Raw genomic sequence first — 18,004 nt, forward strand, 5'->3', positions numbered from 1 at the left:
AACGGAGGAGTGAAAACCATGGCGAAAGCCGCCGCCGCTACCAAGACGGTCACTGTGACCGCGAAGCAGATTGTGAACACGCTGGCCGAGAAGAACGGCCTGCAGAAGAAGTCCACCGTCGCCCTGTTCGACGATTTCTTCGCCGCCGTCACCAAGTCGCTGAAGAAGGGCGAGCGTATCCGTCTCGGCGATCTCGGCGTGCTGCAGGTGCGCAAGCGCGCCGCCCGCACCGGCCGTAACCCACAGACCGGCGAGCCGATCAAGATCAAGGCCTCCAAGAAGGTCGCCTTCCGCGCTTCCAAGGCGCTGAAGGAAGCCGTCTGAGCCTCCTGGGTTCCGAACGCTGAAAAGGGCTCGCCGCAAGGCGAGCCCTTTTTTGTTGTGGTTAAGCGACGTGGTTAACGCAACCTCCGGGCGCGTGAAAACCATTGAAAAACCTGCCTGAATCGATACTCGCGCGCCGAGTAATGCTGCGTCGCCAAACCAGTCTTTGAGATAAGTGCTTGCAATCGCGGCGGAAAATTATTAAAAACGGGTAAATTCAGTGCGCGCTCGAGAACGGGAAGCGGCTGAACCCGCAATTTGGCTAACGATCGGGGGACAGAATGGTCTCGGTCATCACCAGCGCGGCGGCGATATCGGCCGTCCATTCGTTGCGCGAAATCGATACGCGCTTCGTTTCAGCATCCAAACGGATCGAATCCGGCTATCGCGTTGCAGATGCCAGCGATGATGCGTCGGTCTTCGCGGTTGCCCAGGGCGTCCGCGCCCAGGTGAAATCGGCCGCTGCGGTCAGTTCCTCGCTCACCCAGGGGCAGAACACCGTGCAGGTTGCCCTGGCCGGCCTGAAACAGATCTACGATCTCAGCAACGATATCCGCGCCAACATCATTCTGCTGGCCGATGGCGCCACGGCGGAAAGCGCGCGGACCATCATCCAGAACAATACCCGGACCCTGCTGGACCAGATCGATTCCGCCCGCCTGACCGCCAATTATAACGGTTCCAGCCAGCTCACGGCGGATGCCCAGGCGCGCAGCTTCATTTCCGATGTCAGCGGCACCTCGATCACGGTGGGCATTTTCGATGCCCAGACCGAAATCGATGCCTTGCGTACGGCCGTGAACAATATCACCGATTCCGCCTCGGCACTGACGGCGTTGGATGCAGCCCGCGCCTTCGAGCAGAAGGTGAACACCACGCTGGCGGATCTTGCCGCCACCGGCAAGGCACTCGCGGCCAGCAACAGTTTTGTCGACTCGCTGACCGATGCGCTCAAGAAAGGCATGGGTGTTCTGGTTGATACCGATGTGGCGGAAGCCATGGCGGTGCGGGAATCGGCAATCGTGCAGCGTGGCCTTTCGATCGCCTCGCTCGATTTCACCAATGGCGCCAATCGGCGCATTGTCAGTATCCTGCGCTGATTCAGCCTGAAACTGCCCGAATGATCCGCCTCATATTGTGCTGGTGCGGCTTGTAACCGCGCCGTCACATAGGTCATGGAAAATTCACGAGACTTGCACGCGGCCGCGACGCATCGTCGCGCCGGCACGCGCGCCGCGTGCCGATTCGGCGCCGGAGCAAGTGATGAACATGGTCCCGTTGGACATGACTCCCGATGCAAGCAGCGGGAGCGTTTTACGTTACCGCACGATATGGATATCGGACATTCATCTTGGTACCCGCGGCTGCAAGGCGGATCTGCTGCTGGAATTCCTGCGGCATACGGAATCGCAGACGCTCTATCTGGTCGGCGACATCATTGATGGCTGGCGGCTGAAGCGCTCCTGGTACTGGAACCAGAGCCATAACGACGTGGTGCAGAAGCTGCTGCGCAAGGCGCGCAAGGGTACCCAGGTCATCTATGTGCCGGGCAACCACGACGAGGCATTGCGCGACTTCACTGAATTGCAGTTCGGCGGTATTGCCGTGCAGATGGAGGCAATCCACCGCACGGCCGACGGGCGCCTGCTGCTGGTCACCCATGGCGACCATTTCGATGGCATCGTCACCTATGCCAAATGGCTCGCGCTGCTGGGCGACATGGCCTATGCGGCGGCGCTTGGGCTTAACACCTGGTTCAACCATCTGCGCCACAAGCTGGGCCTGCCCTACTGGTCGCTCTCGGCCTATCTCAAGCACAAGGTGAAAAACGCCGTCGAATTCATCTCCGATTATGAAAAGGCAATCGCCGAGGAGGCGCGCCGCCGCCATGTCGATGGCGTGGTCTGCGGCCATATCCACCATGCGGAAATGCGCGATATTGACGGTATTCTCTACTGCAATGATGGCGACTGGGTGGAAAGCTGCACTGCCCTGGTGGAGCATCATGACGGGCGGCTGGAAATCCTGCACTGGGCGGTAGTCCGCGAGACCCTGGCGGACGAGGTCGTCGAGGTGCCCGTCATCCCGCTTTCCGTCTGATTCCATTACATTTCCAGCCAGACCCCCTACACTCCGGCGCCGGAAGAGGGTATACTGGGCCATGTTTGGCAAAATCATGGAAGCCATCGGCCTCGGGAAATCGGGGCAGGATGGGGCTAAATTCAGCGCGACCGCCTCCGGCCTCAAGGTCTGGGAAGAGAAGGTTGGCGATGGCGAGAAGGCCACGCCGGACCGGGTCGTGACCGTGCATTATACCGGCTGGCTCTATGTAAACGGCCAGGCTGGGCGCATGTTCGACTCCTCGCGCGCCCGCAAGGAGCCGTTTTCCTTCCAGCTCGGCGCCGGCAAGGTGGTTAAAGGCTGGGATGAGGGCGTCCGCTACATGAAGGTTGGCGGCAAGCGCTGGATCATCGTGCCGCCCTATCTCGGCTATGGCAGCCAGGGCATGGGCCGCATCATTCCGCCTGGCGCCACCCTGATGTTCGAAATCGAACTCGTCGCGGTTCGCTAGAACCCTGAATTTCCGGAGTTGATGCCATGCGCCGTCTGTTCGCCGCTCTTGTTCTTTGCCTGGGGATGTTTGCCATGACCGAACCCGCTGATGCCCAGACTGCCGGCGCCGAACAGCGCACCGCCTCAGGCCTGCGCTACATTGAGGAAAAGCCGGGCACTGGTGCCGAGGCCATGCGCGGCCATACCGCCGTGGTGCATTACACCGGCTGGCTGTATCAGAACGGCCAGAAGGGCGCGAAGTTCGATTCCTCCCGCGACCGTGGCCAGCCCTTCGAGTTTCCGCTCGGCGCCGGCCGCGTCATCCGCGGCTGGGACGAGGGCGTTGCCGGCATGAAGGTGGGCGGTCGCCGCACCCTGATCATCCCGTCCGATCTCGGCTATGGCGCGCGCGGCGCCGGAGGTGTGATCCCGCCGAATGCGACGCTGATGTTCGATGTCGAGCTGGTCGGCCTCAAGTAGGCATCACGATTACCACGCGCGGCCAGGTGGCGGGCCAGTTCTTCGCCGCCATGCGGGCGTGATAGGCGGCGGCGCGGCGCTGGCCCGAGAGGGTCGGCCGCACCCGCAGCGCCATCAGGTCCTCCAGCCCATAGGGCGCCAGCAGCGTCAGCCGTCCATCCGCCTCCAGCCGCACTGCCACGGCGGTCGGCGTCTCCAGCCAATGGGCGATGGCGTCCAGCGTGTCGCGGTAGGGCAGGTCGCCATTGCCGGCATGCATGCGCGCCTGGTTGCGCACGCTCCAGCCCAGGCCCGGCGCCTGCTGTTCCAGCCAGGCTTCGGCTTCCTGCTCCCGCCGTGGTGACAGGTCACTGCCATCGAAATACAGCAGGTCGATATCGGCCAGCGGCGTCGGCTGGGTGTAGCCGCTTAAATGATCCCAGGCCAGCGAGCGGATGAAGCCGGCGCCAATGGCCCAATCAGGCAGGCAGAGGTCGCGCGCCACCCGCAGGCAGCGCATCGCCTGGCTCGAAGCCCGCAGCCAGCCGGTCAGCGTCTCCGCATCATCCGCCATATAGTCTCCCAAAAAACAAACGGCCGGGGATTGCTCCCCGGCCGCTGGTGAACCCTATTCCTGACCCTGATCCGTTATGGGGTCAGGCGGCGAGGTTGCGCAGCACCGTCTGCAGGATGCCGCCATTCTTGTAGTACTCGATCTCGTCCAGCGTATCGATGCGGCACAGCACCTCGAAGGTCTGGGTCGAGCCATCGGCGCGGGTCAGCGTGACCGGCAGCTTCATGCGCGGCTTCAGCCCGCTGGCGACGCCCGAGATGTCGAATTTCTCGGTGCCGTCGAGCTTGAGGTCGAAGCGGGTCATGTCGTTGAGGAACTGCAGCGGCAGCACGCCCATGCCCACCAGATTGGAGCGGTGGATACGCTCGTAGCTCTCCGCGATCACGGCCTTCACGCCCAGCAGGATGGTGCCCTTGGCCGCCCAGTCGCGCGAAGAACCGTTGCCGTATTCCTTGCCGGCGAAGATCACCAGCGGTGTGCCGGAAGCCTTGTACTTCATGGCGGCGTCGTAGATCGACATCACTTCGCCGGTCGGCTGGTACTTGGTGATGCCACCCTCGGTGCCCGGCACCAGTTCGTTCTTAAGCCGGATATTGGCGAAGGTGCCGCGCATCATCACCTCGTGGTTGCCACGGCGGGCACCATAGGAGTTGAAGTCGGCGTAGGTCACCTTGTTCTCGATCAGGTACTTGCCGGCCGGGCCGTCCTTCTTGATCGAGCCGGCGGGCGAGATGTGATCGGTGGTGATCTTGTCCGGCAGCACGGCCAGAACGCGGGCGCCCTTCACATCGGTGATCGGGGCCGGCGTCTTGCTCAAGGTTTCGAAATACGGCGGGTTCTGCACGTAGGTCGAGGTGTTGTCCCAATTGTAGGTCTGGCCGGTACCGACCTTGATCTTGCGCCAGTTGGTGTCGCCCTTGAACACGTCGGCATAGCGCTTCTTGAACATCGCGGCGGTGACATACTTGCGCACCATCGTGGCGATCTCCTTGTTGGAGGGCCAGATGTCCTTGAGGTAGACCGGCTTGCCCTTGGGATCGTGGCCGAGCGGCTCCTTGGTGATGTCGATCTTCATGTTGCCGGCCAGCGCGTAGGCCACCACCAGCATCGGCGAGGCGAGGTAGTTCGCCTTGGTCAGCGGATGGACGCGGCCTTCGAAGTTGCGGTTGCCCGAGAGCACGGCGCCGACGACGAAGTCGTTATCGGTGATCGTCTTGGAGATGTTGTCCGGCAGCGGGCCGGAATTGCCGATGCAGGTGGTGCAGCCATAGCCGACAATCTGGAAGCCCAGCTTGTCGAGCGACTTCTGCACGCCGGACTTGGCCAGATAGTCGGTCACCACCTGGCTGCCGGGTGCCAGCGAGGTCTTGATCCACGGCTTGCTCTTGAGGCCCCGCTTCAGCGCGTTGCGGGCCAGCAGGCCGGCGCCAAGTAGCACGCTCGGATTCGAGGTGTTGGTGCAGGAGGTGATCGCAGCGATCACCACGTCGCCATGGCCGATATCGAACTTGGCGCCATCGACCTTGACGCGGAAATCCTGCGCCGTCTTCTTGCCATAACTGGTGCCGAGCAGTTCCTTGAAGTCGGCGGCGACGCGGCTGAGCGGCACGCGGCCTTCGGGACGGGTCGGGCCGGCCAGCGACGGCTCGACGCTGTTGAGGTCCAGTTCCAGCGTATCGGTGAACACCGGTTCGGGCGAGCGCGCGGTACGCCACAGGCCTTGCGCCTTGGCATAGGCTTCCACCAGCTTGATGCGCTGCGGGTCGCGGCCCGTGGCCTTGAGATACTCGATGGTCTCGCCGTCCACCGGGAAGAAGCCGCAGGTGGCGCCATATTCCGGGGCCATATTGGCGATGGTGCAGCGGTCGGCGATGGACAGCGCGTCGACGCCGGGGCCGTAGAATTCAACGAACTTGTTGACCACGCCCTTCTTGCGCAGCATCTGCGTCACGGTCAGCACCACGTCGGTGGCGGTGGTGCCTTCCTTGGTCTTGCCGGTGAGGCGGAAGCCGACCACTTCCGGCAGCAGCATGGAGATTGGCTGGCCCAGCATGGCCGCTTCGGCCTCGATGCCGCCGACGCCCCAGCCGAGCACGGCCAGACCGTTCACCATGGTGGTGTGGCTGTCAGTGCCGACCAGCGTGTCCGGATAGGCGACTTCGGTTTTGCCATCCATTCCGGTCCACACGGTCTGGGCCAGGTATTCAGTGTTCACCTGGTGGCAGATGCCGGTACCCGGCGGCACAACGCGGAAATTGTCGAACGCGGTCTGGCCCCAGCGCAGGAAGGCGTAGCGCTCGCCGTTGCGCTCGTATTCCAGGTCCACGTTCTTCTTGAAGGCGCCACCGCTGGCGGAATAATCCACCATCACCGAGTGGTCGATCACCAGATCGACCGGCGAGAGCGGGTTGATTTTCTTGGTGTCGCCGCCCAGCTTCTGCATCGCATCGCGCATCGCCGCCAGATCGACCACGGCCGGCACGCCGGTGAAGTCCTGCATCAGCACGCGGGCCGGACGGTAGGCGATCTCGCGGTCGGAGCGGCGGTCCTTCAGCCACTGGCCCACGGCCTTCACATCGTCCACGGTGACGCTGCGGCCATCCTCATAGCGCAGCAGGTTCTCCAGCAGGACTTTCAGCGAATAGGGCAGGCGGGAAAGGTCGCCCAGTGTCTTCTCGGCGGCTTTCAGCGAATAATAGGCATAGGTCTTGTTGCCGACCTTCAGGGTCTTGCGGGTCTTCAGGCTGTCCTGGCCCACCGCGATGGCGACCGCACGGGCGGCGCCGGAAGCCTTCGCCGGCTTGGCGGCCTTCTTCACGATCTTCTTGGCCGCTTTCTTGACAACCTTCGGGGCGGCCGGCTTGCGGGCTGCTGCCGTTTTTTTGGTCACCTTCGCTGCCGGCTTCTTGGTGGCCTTCTTGGCCTTCTTGGCGGCGGGACGGCTGGATTTCTTCGGGGCTTTCACGGGGCGATCCTTCCTTGCATCGGGTAGAGCTGGAATCTCGTGCCGCGCGGCTTGAAGCCGGCTGCTGGCGCCCGCCATTGGTGCCGTAAATCGCCCTTTTTGCCAAGGGGTTCTGCAAAGAACCGGGGGCTTTCGCGGTGAAATATATTCAACCCCGGTTGACTTTGCCCCACCCTGACGCAGCGGCGGGCCTTGACTGTCGCGCCCGGCGGAGCCTATCAACAATTGCACTATCAAATGACGACGCGGCACAAAGCCGCGCGGGCGCCATTCAGGGAGGCGACGTTGAGTGTGGAGAAGCCGGACGGCCGCGATCCGCTTGGACGCGACACGATTCCCAAATTTCTGGCCTATAACGCCGAGCATCGGCGTGACCGCGCTGCCATGCGGGAGAAGTATCTCGGCATCTGGCAGAGCTGGACCTGGGGCGAGGTGGCGGCCAATGTGGAAGCCATTGCCGGGGGCCTGAAGGAACTCGGGCTGCGCCGCGGCGACAAGATGGCCATCATCGGCGACAACCGGCCACAGCTCTACTGGACGCTCGGCGCGGTGCAGGCGCTCGGCGCGGTGCCGGTGCCGATCTACCAGGACAGCGTCGCCGACGAGGTGCAATACGTTGTCGAGCATGCCGAGGCCCGCTTCGCGCTGGCGGAAAACCAGGAACAGGTCGACAAGCTGCTATCAGTGCGCGACCGCCTGCCGAAGCTGGAATTGATCATCTTCGCCGACCCGCGCGGCATGCGGCATTACGATCAGCCCTTCCTGCATGATCTGGACAAGGTGATGGAGCGCGGCCGCGCCTATGGCGCCACCCATGCCGGCTTTTTCAAGGCCGAGGTGGCCCAGGGCAAGCCGGATGATCTGGCGCTGATCTGCTACACCTCGGGCACCACCGGCCGGCCCAAGGGCGTGATGCTGAGCTACGACAACCTGGTCCGCTCGGCCAATCTGGCGATCAATTTCGACAAGATCAACGAAACCGACGAAATCCTCGCCTACCTGCCGCTGGCCTGGGTGGGCGACAATTTCATCTCCTATGCCGAGGCGACCATCGCCGGCTTCTGCGTCAATTGTCCGGAATCGGGCGAGACGGTGCTGAACGACCTGCGCGAGATCGGCCCGACCTACTTCTTCGCGCCGCCGCGCATCTTCGAGGGCCTGCTGGCCACAGTGATGATCCGCATGGAAGATGCCAGCGCCATCAAGCGCGCCATGTTCAAGTATTTCATTTCGGTGGCGAAGCGCGCCGGCCGCGCCATCCTGGAGGGCAAGCCGGTCGGTTTCGCCGACCGCCTGCTCTACGCGCTGGGCGACCTGCTGGTCTATGGCCCGCTCAAGAATGTGCTCGGCATCAGCCGGCTGCGCCTGGCCTATACGGCGGGCGAAGCGATTGGCCCGGATATCTTCGATTTTTTCCGCGCGCTGGGCATCAACCTGAAGCAGCTCTACGGCCAGACCGAGAGCACCGTCTATCTCTGCCTGCATACCGATACCGACGTGAAGGCCGATACCGTCGGCCCGCCCGGCCCCGGCATCGAATTGCGCATCGACGAGCAGACCGGCGAGGTGCTGTATCGCAGCCCGGGCGTGTTCGTCGGCTATTACAAGAATCCGGAAGCCACCGCCGAGACCAAGACCGCCGATGGCTGGGTGCATACCGGCGATGCCGGCGTGTTCACCGATGCCGGCCATCTGCGCATCATTGATCGCGCCAAGGATGTCGGCCGGCTCAATTCCGGCGCCCTGTTCGCGCCGAAATTCGTTGAAAACAAGCTGAAATTCTTCCCCTCCATCAAGGAGGCGGTGGTGTTCGGCGACAAGCGCGACCATGCCACCGCCTTCATCAATATCGATCTCGCGGCGGTAGGTTCCTGGGCCGAGCGCAAGGGTATCCCCTATACCTCCTACACCGACCTCGCCAGCCGGGCGGAAGTGTATGAGCTGGTGCGTGGCTGCATCGAGCAGGTGAACCGCGACCTCGCCTCCGACAGTTCGATGGCCGATAGCCAGGTGAAGCGGTTCCTGATCCTGCACAAGGAACTGGATGCCGACGATGGCGAACTGACCCGCACCCGCAAGGTGCGCCGCCGCATCATCGCCGAACGCTATGGCGACCTGATCGAGGCGCTGTATTCCGGCCAGAACGAAGTGCAGGTGGATGCCAAGATCACCTTCGAGGATGGCCGCACCGGCAGCTTCAAGGCACGGCTGAATATCGCCGCCGCCAAAACCTATGACACCATGCGCAAGGCGGGCTGAGCGGTATGCGTGCTGAAACCATGTCCATTGGCCCCAAGTCCATCGGTGACGTGCTGCTGAAGGTGGAGAATATCTCGCTGAGCTTCGGTGGCGTGAAAGCGCTGACCGATATCAGCTTCTCGATCCGCGAGCGCGAGATCCTCGCCATCATCGGCCCCAACGGCGCCGGCAAGTCATCGATGCTGAACTGCATCAACGGCTTCTACCATCCGCAGCAGGGCACCATCACCTTCAAGGGCCAGCCGCGCAAGCAGATGCGCCCCCATGAGGCAGCCAGCCAGGGCATTGCCCGCACTTTCCAGAATATCGCGCTGTTCAAGGGCATGTCGACGCTGGACAACATCATGACCGGGCGTTTGCTGAAGATGAAAGCCGGCCTGCTGGCGTCCGCCTTCTACAAGGGGCCGGCGGAGCGCGAGCAGGTGGAGCATCGCGCCTTCTGCGAAAAGATCATCGACTTCCTGGAAATCGAGGCGATCCGCAAGGTGCCGGTGGGGCGGCTGCCCTATGGCCTGCAGAAGCGCGTCGAGCTTGGCCGCGCGCTGGCCGCCGAGCCGACCCTGCTGCTGCTGGACGAGCCGATGGCGGGCATGAACCTGGAAGAGAAGCAGGACATGTGTCGCTTCATCCTGGATGTGAACGATGAGTTCGGCACCACGATCTGCCTGATCGAGCATGACATGGGCGTGGTGATGGATATCTCGGATCGCGTGGTGGTGCTGGATTACGGCCGCAAGATCGGCGATGGCACGCCCGACGAGATCAAGAACAACAAGGACGTCATCGACGCCTATCTTGGCGTTCAGCACTAGAGCGGGGCGGGACGGAAAATGGCGTTCTTTATCGAAGTTCTGATCGGCGGCCTGATGGCAGGCGTGATGTATTCGCTCGTCGCGCTGGGCTTCGTGCTGATCTTCAAGGCGTCGGGCGTGTTTAACTTCGCCCAGGGCGCGATGGTGCTGTTTGCCGGCCTGTTCTTCGTCGGCTTCCTGCAGAAAGGCGTGCCGATCTGGCTCTCCATCATCCTCACCCTGGTGGTGATGGCCATTCTCGCCTTCGTGATCGAGCGGCTGGTGCTGCGCCATCTGGTGAACCAGGAAGGCATCATCCTGTTCATGGCCACCATCGGCGTATCCTATTTCATCGATGGCTTCGGGCAGTCGATCTGGGGTTCCAGCGTTACTTCCTTCGATGTCGGCATCCCCACCGATCCGATTTTCATCATGGACGGCGAAATCCTGATCCAGTCCTTCGATCTCTGGGCTGCCCTGGTCGCAGGCACGCTGCTGGCTGCGCTTGTGGTATTCCAGAAGACCCGTATCGGCCGGGCGCTGCGCGCGGTGGCCGACGACCATCAGGCGGCTCAGTCGGTCGGCATTCCGCTCAATGTGATCTGGATCATCGTCTGGACCATCGCCGGCATGGTGGCTTTGGTGGCCGGCGTGATGTGGGGCTCCAAGCTCGGCATGCAGCCGGCCATCGTCAGTCTGGCGCTGAAGGCTTTGCCGGTGCTGATCCTGGGCGGTTTCACCTCGGTGCCCGGCGCCATTATCGGCGGCTTGATCATCGGTGCCGGCGAAAAGCTGGCGGAAGTCTATATTGGCCCCGCCTTCGGCGGCGGCATCGAGAATTGGTTCGCCTATGTGCTGGCACTGGGCTTCCTGCTGATCCGGCCGCAGGGCCTGTTCGGCGAAAAGATCATCGAACGCGTGTAGGGAAGGGCGGTCATGCTGTATCGCGAGTCCGGTCAATTCAAGACCAGCTATCCCGCCGATCAGGCGATCTTCACCATCCCGCAGGACCGCGTGTTCTTCGCGCTGCTGCTGCTGGCAGCCTTCGTCGGCGTGCCGATGGTGGCGACGGATTATCTCTACACGGCTTTGCTGATCCCGTTCCTGTGCATGGCACTGGCTGCCTTGGGCCTCAATATCCTCACCGGCTATTGCGGTCAGGTCTCGCTTGGCACCGGCGCCTTCATGGGTGTCGGCGCGGTGGCGGCCTGGAACCTGGCTTTCCGTATCCCGGAACTCAACCTGCTGGTGGTTTTCATCATCGCCGGCCTGATTGCCGCCGTGGTCGGTGTCATCTTCGGCCTGCCATCCTTGCGCATCAAAGGCTTCTACCTTGCGGTGGCGACGCTGGCGGCGCAGTTCTTCCTGCCCTGGATGTTTGTCAAGTTCGGCTGGTTCACCAACAATGCCTCGTCCGGTGTCATCACCGTGCCGAAGCTGACGTTGTTCGGCTGGAGCATTGACACGCCGATGGAGAAATACCTCTTCGCGCTTGGCGTCGTCGCGATCCTGGCGCTGGCGGCGAAGAATCTGGTGCGCTCCAATCCGGGCCGGCAATGGATGGCCATCCGCGACATGGATATCGCCGCCGAGATCATCGGCATCCGGCCCATCGTCGCCAAGCTCTCGGCTTTCGCCGTCTCCTCCTTCTTCATCGGTATCGCCGGTGCGCTCTATCTTTTCGTCTATCTCGGTTCCGCCGAGCCGGATGGCTTCAATATCAACCTATCATTCCAGGCGCTGTTCATGATCATCATCGGCGGCCTCGGTTCCATCCTGGGGAGTTTCCTCGGCGCTTTCTTCATCCTGCTGGTGCCGATCTTCCTCACCCGCGGCCTGCCGCTGATCGGCCTGGAAATGTCCACTGCTGCCATCGCGCATGCGGAATTCATGGTGTTCGGCGCATTGATCGTGTTCTTCCTGATCGTCGAGCCGCATGGCCTGGCGCGGCTGTGGCAGATCACCAAGGAAAAGCTGCGGGTTTGGCCCTTCCCCTATTGATGGGCCGATGAATGCCGGCTTTGTCCGGTCCGGTTTCGCGTGTTAGGGTTAAATCAACCCACCCCACGAATGGGTGGCAAACGGGAGGAAAAACAATGCGTGTCAGCAAACTGACCATGGCGCTTGTTGCGGGCGCCGCCTTGCTCGGGGCGGGTGCCGCCTCGGCGCAGCAGACCCAGATGATCCCTTCGATGGTCTACCGCACCGGCCCCTTCGCGCCGTCGGGCACGCCGACCGCCGATGGTTTCGCCGACTACATCACGCTGCTCAACACCCGCGATGGCGGCCTCAACGGCGTGCGCCTCAAGGTCGAGGAATGCGAAACGCAGTACAACACCGAGCGCGGCGTTGAATGCTACGAGCGCCTCAAGGCGATGGGCGGCACCATCTTCAGCCCGTATTCCACCGGCATCACCTATGCGCTGATCGACCGCGCGCCGACCGACAAGTCGGTGATCTTCTCCATGGCCTATGGCCGCGCCTCGGCGATGGTCGGCAACATCTTCCCCTGGGTGTTCAACGCCCCGGTGACCTACTGGTCGGGCGCTTCCGCCGCGATCCAGTTCTTCGCCAAGGAAGCCGGCGGCAAGGACAAGCTGAAGGGCAAGAAGATCGCCCACGTCTTCATCGACATCCCCTATGGCAAGGAGCCGAATCCGGTTCTGCAGAACTATGCCCAGGAACTCGGCTTCCAGCTCGAACTGGTGCCGGTGCCGGCACCAGGCCTGGAGCAGAAGTCGATCTGGCTGCAGGTGCGCCAGATGCGCCCGGATTTCGTCTACCTCACCGGCTGGGGCGCGATGAACGCCGTGTCGCTGAAGGAAGCGGCGGCGGTGGGCTTCCCGCGCGAGAAGATTCTCGGCGGCTGGTACACCTCGCAGGATAGCGACACCGTGGGCGCCGGTCCGGCGGCCAAGGGTTTCCGCGGTCTCACCTTCCATAGCGCCGACCGCAACCTCGAACTGATCAAGCAGCTCAAGACCCAGGTCATCGACAAGGGCCAGGGTAGCCAGAACGGCAAGCATCTCGGCGAGATCGGCTACATGCGCGGCGTGTTGAATGCCGTGTTCACCACCGAGGCGCTGCGTACTGCCCAGGCGCAGTATGGCAACAAGGTGATGGATGGCGAGCAGTCGCGCTGGGGCTTCGAGAACATCAACCTCACCGCCGACAAGCTCGAAAAGCTGGGCCTCAAGGGCTTCATCCAGCCGATCAAGCTGTCCTGCGACAACCACCAGGGCGACGGCAAGATGCTGATCGTGCAGTGGGAGGGTGATCACTGGAAGACCGTCAGCGACTGGATCGCGCCGGAAAACCAGAAGCTGATGCCGCTCTACCTGGCTGGTGCCGAGCAGTATCAGCGCGAGAAGAATATCCCCGCGCGCTCCTGCGCCAAGTCGTAAGCTGACGTTGATCCCCGCCGGCTGGTCCGGCGGGGATTTTCCTTGCCATTGCGAGCCTCTGCCGATGACTGTCCAGACCGCCGCCGCCCCGAATGCCGCCCCAAGCGCTGCGCCGCCGCTGCTGAGCGTCAACAACATCGAAGTGATCTACAATCACGTCATCCTGGTGCTGAAAGGCGTGTCGCTGCAGGTGCCGGAAGGCGCCATCGTTGCCCTGCTTGGTGCCAATGGCGCCGGCAAGACCACCACGCTCAAGGCGATATCCAATCTGCTGCATGCCGAGCGCGGCGATATCACCAAGGGCCATATCGATTTCCGTGCCGAGCGCATCGAGGCGTTGAATCCCTCTGCGCTGGTCAAGAAGGGCCTGATCCAGGTGATGGAAGGGCGGCATTGCTTCGCCCATCTCACCGTGGAGGAAAACCTGCTTACCGGGGCCTATACCCGCAGCGACGGCAACCGCGCCATCAACGAGGAACTGGAGAGGGTCTACACCTACTTCCCGCGCCTCAAGGTGCGCCGCAAGTCGCTGGCCGGCTACACCTCGGGCGGCGAGCAGCAGATGACCGCCATCGGCCGCGCGCTGATGAGCAAGCCGAACATGATCCTGCTCGATGAGCCGTCCATGGGTCTGGCACCGCAGCTTGTCGAGGAAATCTTCGAGATCGTCCATCGGCTGAACAAGGAAGCCAAGGTCAGCTTCCTGGTCGCCGAGCAGAACACCAACATGGCGCTCCGCTATGCCGATTACGGCTATATCCTAGAGAATGGCCGTGTGGTGATGGATGGCCCGGCTTCGCAATTGCGCGAGAATGCCGACGTGAAGGAATTCTATCTCGGGCTTGGCTCCGGCGGGCGCATGAGCTTCCGCGATGTGAAGCATTACCGCCGCCGCAAGCGCTGGCTGGCTTAAGCTTAAGGAAGCACCATGGCAGACAACAGGTTTTACGACGCGCTGGAGACACGCGATCCGGCCGAGCGACAGGCCGCGCAATGGGCGGCTTTGCAGGCGCAGATCAGCCATGCCGCTGCCAACTCGGCCTATTTTGGTGAAATCCTGGCCGGTGTGACGGGCGCCGATATCAAGTCTGCTGCCGATCTTGCCAAGTTGCCGGTAACGCGCAAATCCGATCTCGCCGCGCGCCAGAAGGCCAAGCCGCCCTTCGGCGGCCTGGAGGCTGTGGCGCGGGCCAAGCTAAAGCATGTGTTCCAGTCGCCGGGGCCGATCTATGAACCGGATGGCTATGATCGCGACCATTGGCGCTTCGCCCGCGCCATGTGGGCCGCCGGCCTGCGTCCGGGCGATCTTGTGCTGAACTGCTTCTCCTATCATCTCACGCCGGCCGGCATGCTGGTGGAGAGCGCCGCCCATGCCATCGGCTGCCCGGTAATTCCGGGCGGCGTCGGCAATACCGAACTGCAATTGCAGGCGGTGCATGACCTCAAGCCCGATGCCTATGGCGGCACGCCGTCCTTCCTGCGCATCCTGCTGCAGAAGGGCCGCGAAATGGGCCTGGATGTGTCGTCGCTGAAAAAAGCCCTGGTCGGCGGCGAGGCCTTGCCACCTTCGCTCCGCAAGGAGATCAATGATCTCGGCTGCTTCGTGCTGCAGAATTACGGCACCGCCGATCTCGGCCTCGTCGCCTATGAGAGCCCGGCGATGGAAGGCATGATCCTGGATGAAGGCGTGTGGGTGGAGATCGTGCGCCCCGGCACCGGCGATCCGGTGGCGCCGGGCGAGGTCGGCGAGGTGGTCGTCACCACGCTGACCAACAAAGAATACCCGCTGATCCGTTTCGCCACTGGCGATCTCTCGGCGGTGCTGGCCGGCACCAGCCCCTGCGGCCGCACCAATACCCGCATCAAGGGCTGGATGGGCCGTGCCGACCAGACCACCAAGGTGAAGGGCATGTTCGTCACCCCGGGCCAGATCGCCCAGGTGGTGGCCCGTCATGCCGAAATCGCCAAGGCGCGGCTGGAGGTCACTTCGACCAACAACACCGATGCCATGGTGCTGAAGATCGAACTGAAAGGCTCGGGCGCCGATATCACCGCTACGGTTGCCGAGACTCTGCAGGCCGTCTGCAAGGTGCGTGGCAGTGTCGAGGCCGTGGCCGCCGGCTCGCTGCCCAATGACGGCAAGGTTATCGCTGACCTGCGGACTTATCAGTAAGAGCTACTTCATATCCGTCATGCCCCGCCTTTGCGGACCATGGCGATTGCTTTTTATTCGTCACCCTCGGGCTTGACCCGAGGGTCCCATTTCAGCCGGTAGAAAAATGGGATGCCCGCTTTCGCGGGCATGACGGCAAGGGTGGCCGCGCCTCGCCAAGCGGGCGGGCTTTCGCCTAGACTGCCGCCATGACCTTGGCGGTGGAAAATCTGGCGGTGGTGCGTGGCGAGCGCCAGCTCTTCAAGGGCGTCGGCTTCGCGCTGGCGCCGGGCGAGGCTTTGCTGCTGCGCGGGCCCAATGGCAGCGGTAAATCCAGCTTGCTGCGCCTGCTTGCCGGCTTTCTCCAGCCTGCCCAGGGCCGGGTTGCCTGGCAGGGCCAGGATATTGCCGGCGATAACGAGGCCTATCGCGCCGGCCTGCTCTATCTCGGCCATGCCGATGCCGTGAAGCCGCAGGTGACGGCAGAGGACAATCTCGTTTACTGGGGCCGACTCAGCGGCCTGGATGCGGAACCCGCCCGCCAGCGCGCCCAGGAGGTTTTGGAACAGGCCGGTCTGGGCCGCCAGCGCCGGCTGCCGGGGCGCTATCTTTCGGCAGGCCAGAAGCGGCGTTTAGGCTTGGCGCGGCTGCTGCTGCGCCCGGCCAGCCTGTGGCTGCTGGACGAGCCGACCAATGCCCTGGATACCGCCGCTATTCAATGGCTTGGCGCGGCTTTGGCCCGGCATCGCGCCGCCGGCGGCATCGTGCTGATGGCCAGCCATGTGGATGTGCCGCTGCCCTCGGCCCGCAGCCTTGGCCTGCCGGATGGAACCCTGACCGCCGGGGCAGGGATATGAGTACCTTTCTGGCCATCGTCGGGCGCGACCTGCGCCTTGGCCTGGGGGCGCAGGGGGCGGCGCTCACCACATTGTTATTCTTCGTCCTGGCGGTCAGCCTGTTCCCGCTCGGCGTCGGCCCGGAGCCGCAATTGCTGTCGCGGATCGCGCCCGGCGTGATCTGGGTGGCGGCTTTGCTGGCGGCGCAATTGTCGCTCGACCGGCTGTTCCAGGCCGACCATGAGGATGGCACGCTGGACCTGCTGGCGCAGACGCCGCTGCCGCTCAGTCTTGTGGTCGCGGCCAAGATCCTGGCGCATTGGCTCGGCACCGGCCTGCCGCTGGCGCTGATCGCGCCATTGCTGGCCATTCTGCTGCAAATGGATATGAGCGCGCTGCCCACCCTGCTGCTGGCCTTGCTGCTCGGCACGCCATCCTTGAGCCTGATCGGCGCCATCGGCGCGGCGCTGACCCTGGGGGCCCGGCGCGGCGCCATCCTGGTGCCGCTGCTCACCCTGCCGCTGCTGGTGCCGGTGCTGATTTTCGGCGTCGGGGCCGTGGAGGCGGCCGCTTTCGGCCTGTCGCCGAAGCCGCATCTGCTGCTGCTTGGCGCCTTCCTGGCCGGGGCAGCGGTGCTCAGCCCGCTGGCCGGGGCGGCGGCGGTGAAACTGGCCTTGGAATGAACGAAGCCCTATAACGGCGCCCATGCATTATCTTGCCAACCCCGCCCGCTTCCTGCGCCTGATGGCGGCGATCCGGCCCTGGGCCGCCGCTGTGGCGGTGCTGTGTCTGGGCCTAGGCTTCGGCTGGGGCCTGCTCTATTCGCCGCCGGATTATCAGCAGGGCGAGACCGTGCGCATCATGTATCTGCATGTGCCGGCCGCCTGGATGAGCCTGTTCATCTATGCCGGCATGGCGCTGGCCTCGGCGGCGGCGCTGATCTGGCGGCATCCGGTGGCGGAACTCGCTGCCAAGGCTTCTGCCCCGGTGGGCGCGGCCTTCACGCTGATTTGCCTGATTACCGGCTCGCTCTGGGGCAAGCCGATGTGGGGCACCTGGTGGGTCTGGGATGCCCGGCTCACCTCGATGCTGATCCTGTTCTTCATCTATCTCGGCTACATGGCGCTGTGGGAGGCCTTCGACGACCCGCAACGCGCGGGCCGCGCCGCCGCCATCCTGGCCCTGGTGGGGGCGGTGAACCTGCCGGTGATCAAATTCTCCGTCGATTGGTGGAACACGTTGCATCAGCCGGCCAGCGTGCTGACGCTTTCGGGGCCGAAAATCCACAGCGATATCCTGTGGCCGCTGCTTTTGGTGGCGATCGGCTGCAAGGCCTATTACCTCTGGCTGCTGAGCCTGCGCGTCCGCGCCGAAATCCTTGCCCGCCAGGCCCGCATGCTGCGTTTCGCCGCAGCCGGGGAAGGGGCCGCCGGGTAGTTTTCACCCCGCCGGCAGTATATATTTTTCATGAACTTATGGAGCCGCGGACAGCCCCGTGTACTGGTCCAGCCTCAGTGACTTTTTCGCCATGGGCGGCCATGCCGGATTCATCTGGCCGGCCTTCGCCATCGGCTTTGCCGTGCTTGGCGGTCTCGCCCTGCTGAGCCGCCGCGCGCTCGGCGAGGCTGAACGCGAACTGGCCGAGGCGCGCAAAGAAGCGGGCCGCGATGCGTAGCATCGAAAGAGA

At 63.4% G+C, this 18,004-nt stretch carries 17 protein-coding genes and 1 pseudogene; 16 read left to right on the forward strand and 2 right to left on the reverse strand.

Annotation, left to right across the window (positions count from 1 at the left end; translation table 11 throughout):
* The 5 genes and pseudogenes from V6B08_RS08165 to V6B08_RS08185 all read left to right on the forward strand — a co-directional run.
* Window positions 1-324, forward strand: a pseudogene (locus V6B08_RS08165) (HU family DNA-binding protein); the annotation flags it as partial.
* A 281-nt stretch (window positions 325-605) separates the two neighbouring features.
* Window positions 606-1,424, forward strand: a complete 819-nt coding sequence (locus V6B08_RS08170; RefSeq protein WP_341979509.1) for a flagellin — start codon at window positions 606-608, stop codon at window positions 1,422-1,424.
* Window positions 1,425-1,587: 163 nt separating this feature from the next.
* A complete protein-coding gene (locus V6B08_RS08175; protein WP_341979511.1) occupies window positions 1,588-2,424 on the forward strand; it encodes a UDP-2,3-diacylglucosamine diphosphatase in 837 nt (278 codons plus the stop codon).
* Window positions 2,425-2,485: 61 nt separating this feature from the next.
* Window positions 2,486-2,896 (forward strand): FKBP-type peptidyl-prolyl cis-trans isomerase, encoded by a 411-nt coding sequence (locus V6B08_RS08180; RefSeq protein WP_341979513.1) that lies wholly within the window; start codon window positions 2,486-2,488, stop codon window positions 2,894-2,896.
* 74 nt (window positions 2,897-2,970) lie between these two features.
* Window positions 2,971-3,357 (forward strand): FKBP-type peptidyl-prolyl cis-trans isomerase, encoded by a 387-nt coding sequence (locus V6B08_RS08185; RefSeq protein WP_341979515.1) that lies wholly within the window; start codon window positions 2,971-2,973, stop codon window positions 3,355-3,357.
* Here the strand turns inward: V6B08_RS08185 and V6B08_RS08190 are convergent.
* Both V6B08_RS08190 and acnA read right to left on the reverse strand, forming a co-directional pair.
* Window positions 3,350-3,910: a nucleotidyltransferase family protein gene (locus V6B08_RS08190; RefSeq protein WP_341979517.1), complete on the reverse strand. Its 561-nt coding sequence runs from the start codon at window positions 3,908-3,910 to the stop codon at window positions 3,350-3,352. The genes V6B08_RS08185 and V6B08_RS08190 overlap by 8 nt on opposite strands.
* 82 nt (window positions 3,911-3,992) lie before the next feature.
* Window positions 3,993-6,674: an aconitate hydratase AcnA gene (gene acnA / locus V6B08_RS08195; protein WP_341981611.1), complete on the reverse strand. Its 2,682-nt coding sequence runs from the start codon at window positions 6,672-6,674 to the stop codon at window positions 3,993-3,995.
* A gap of 492 nt (window positions 6,675-7,166) precedes the next feature.
* Between acnA and V6B08_RS08200 the strand changes: the two genes are divergently transcribed.
* The 11 genes from V6B08_RS08200 to ccmD all read left to right on the forward strand — a co-directional run bounded on the left by V6B08_RS08200 (window position 7,167) and on the right by ccmD (window position 17,992).
* Complete coding sequence (locus tag V6B08_RS08200; protein WP_341981613.1) at window positions 7,167-9,134, forward strand: AMP-binding protein; 1,968 nt, start codon at window positions 7,167-7,169, stop codon at window positions 9,132-9,134.
* 5 nt (window positions 9,135-9,139) lie between these two features.
* Entirely contained in the window at window positions 9,140-9,946 is an 807-nt protein-coding gene (locus tag V6B08_RS08205; protein ID WP_341979519.1) for an ABC transporter ATP-binding protein, read from the forward strand.
* Window positions 9,947-9,964: 18 nt separating this feature from the next.
* On the forward strand, window positions 9,965-10,849 hold the full coding sequence (locus tag V6B08_RS08210; RefSeq protein WP_341979520.1) for a branched-chain amino acid ABC transporter permease: 885 nt from the start codon (window positions 9,965-9,967) through the stop codon (window positions 10,847-10,849).
* 12 nt (window positions 10,850-10,861) lie between these two features.
* On the forward strand, window positions 10,862-11,926 hold the full coding sequence (locus V6B08_RS08215; protein ID WP_341979522.1) for a branched-chain amino acid ABC transporter permease: 1,065 nt from the start codon (window positions 10,862-10,864) through the stop codon (window positions 11,924-11,926).
* A 95-nt stretch (window positions 11,927-12,021) separates the two neighbouring features.
* The gene (locus V6B08_RS08220; protein ID WP_341979524.1) at window positions 12,022-13,329 is read left to right on the forward strand and encodes an ABC transporter substrate-binding protein; all 1,308 of its coding nucleotides are present in this window, start codon (window positions 12,022-12,024) and stop codon (window positions 13,327-13,329) included.
* A 64-nt stretch (window positions 13,330-13,393) separates the two neighbouring features.
* Entirely contained in the window at window positions 13,394-14,242 is an 849-nt protein-coding gene (locus V6B08_RS08225) for an ABC transporter ATP-binding protein (RefSeq protein WP_341979526.1), read from the forward strand.
* 15 nt (window positions 14,243-14,257) lie between these two features.
* Window positions 14,258-15,502 (forward strand): phenylacetate--CoA ligase family protein, encoded by a 1,245-nt coding sequence (locus V6B08_RS08230; protein WP_341979527.1) that lies wholly within the window; start codon window positions 14,258-14,260, stop codon window positions 15,500-15,502.
* 188 nt (window positions 15,503-15,690) lie between these two features.
* A complete protein-coding gene (gene ccmA, locus V6B08_RS08235) occupies window positions 15,691-16,338 on the forward strand; it encodes a heme ABC exporter ATP-binding protein CcmA (protein WP_341979529.1) in 648 nt (215 codons plus the stop codon).
* The gene (ccmB, locus tag V6B08_RS08240) at window positions 16,335-17,000 is read left to right on the forward strand and encodes a heme exporter protein CcmB (RefSeq protein WP_341979531.1); all 666 of its coding nucleotides are present in this window, start codon (window positions 16,335-16,337) and stop codon (window positions 16,998-17,000) included. Before ccmA ends, ccmB begins: the two co-directional genes overlap by 4 nt.
* A gap of 22 nt (window positions 17,001-17,022) precedes the next feature.
* Window positions 17,023-17,754 (forward strand): heme ABC transporter permease, encoded by a 732-nt coding sequence (locus tag V6B08_RS08245; RefSeq protein WP_341979533.1) that lies wholly within the window; start codon window positions 17,023-17,025, stop codon window positions 17,752-17,754.
* A gap of 58 nt (window positions 17,755-17,812) precedes the next feature.
* On the forward strand, window positions 17,813-17,992 hold the full coding sequence (ccmD, locus tag V6B08_RS08250) for a heme exporter protein CcmD (RefSeq protein ID WP_341979535.1): 180 nt from the start codon (window positions 17,813-17,815) through the stop codon (window positions 17,990-17,992).
* The last annotated feature ends 12 nt before the right edge of the window (window positions 17,993-18,004 follow it).

Source organism: Ferrovibrio sp. MS7, from assembly GCF_038404985.1.
GTDB lineage: Bacteria > Pseudomonadota > Alphaproteobacteria > Ferrovibrionales > Ferrovibrionaceae > Ferrovibrio > Ferrovibrio plantarum.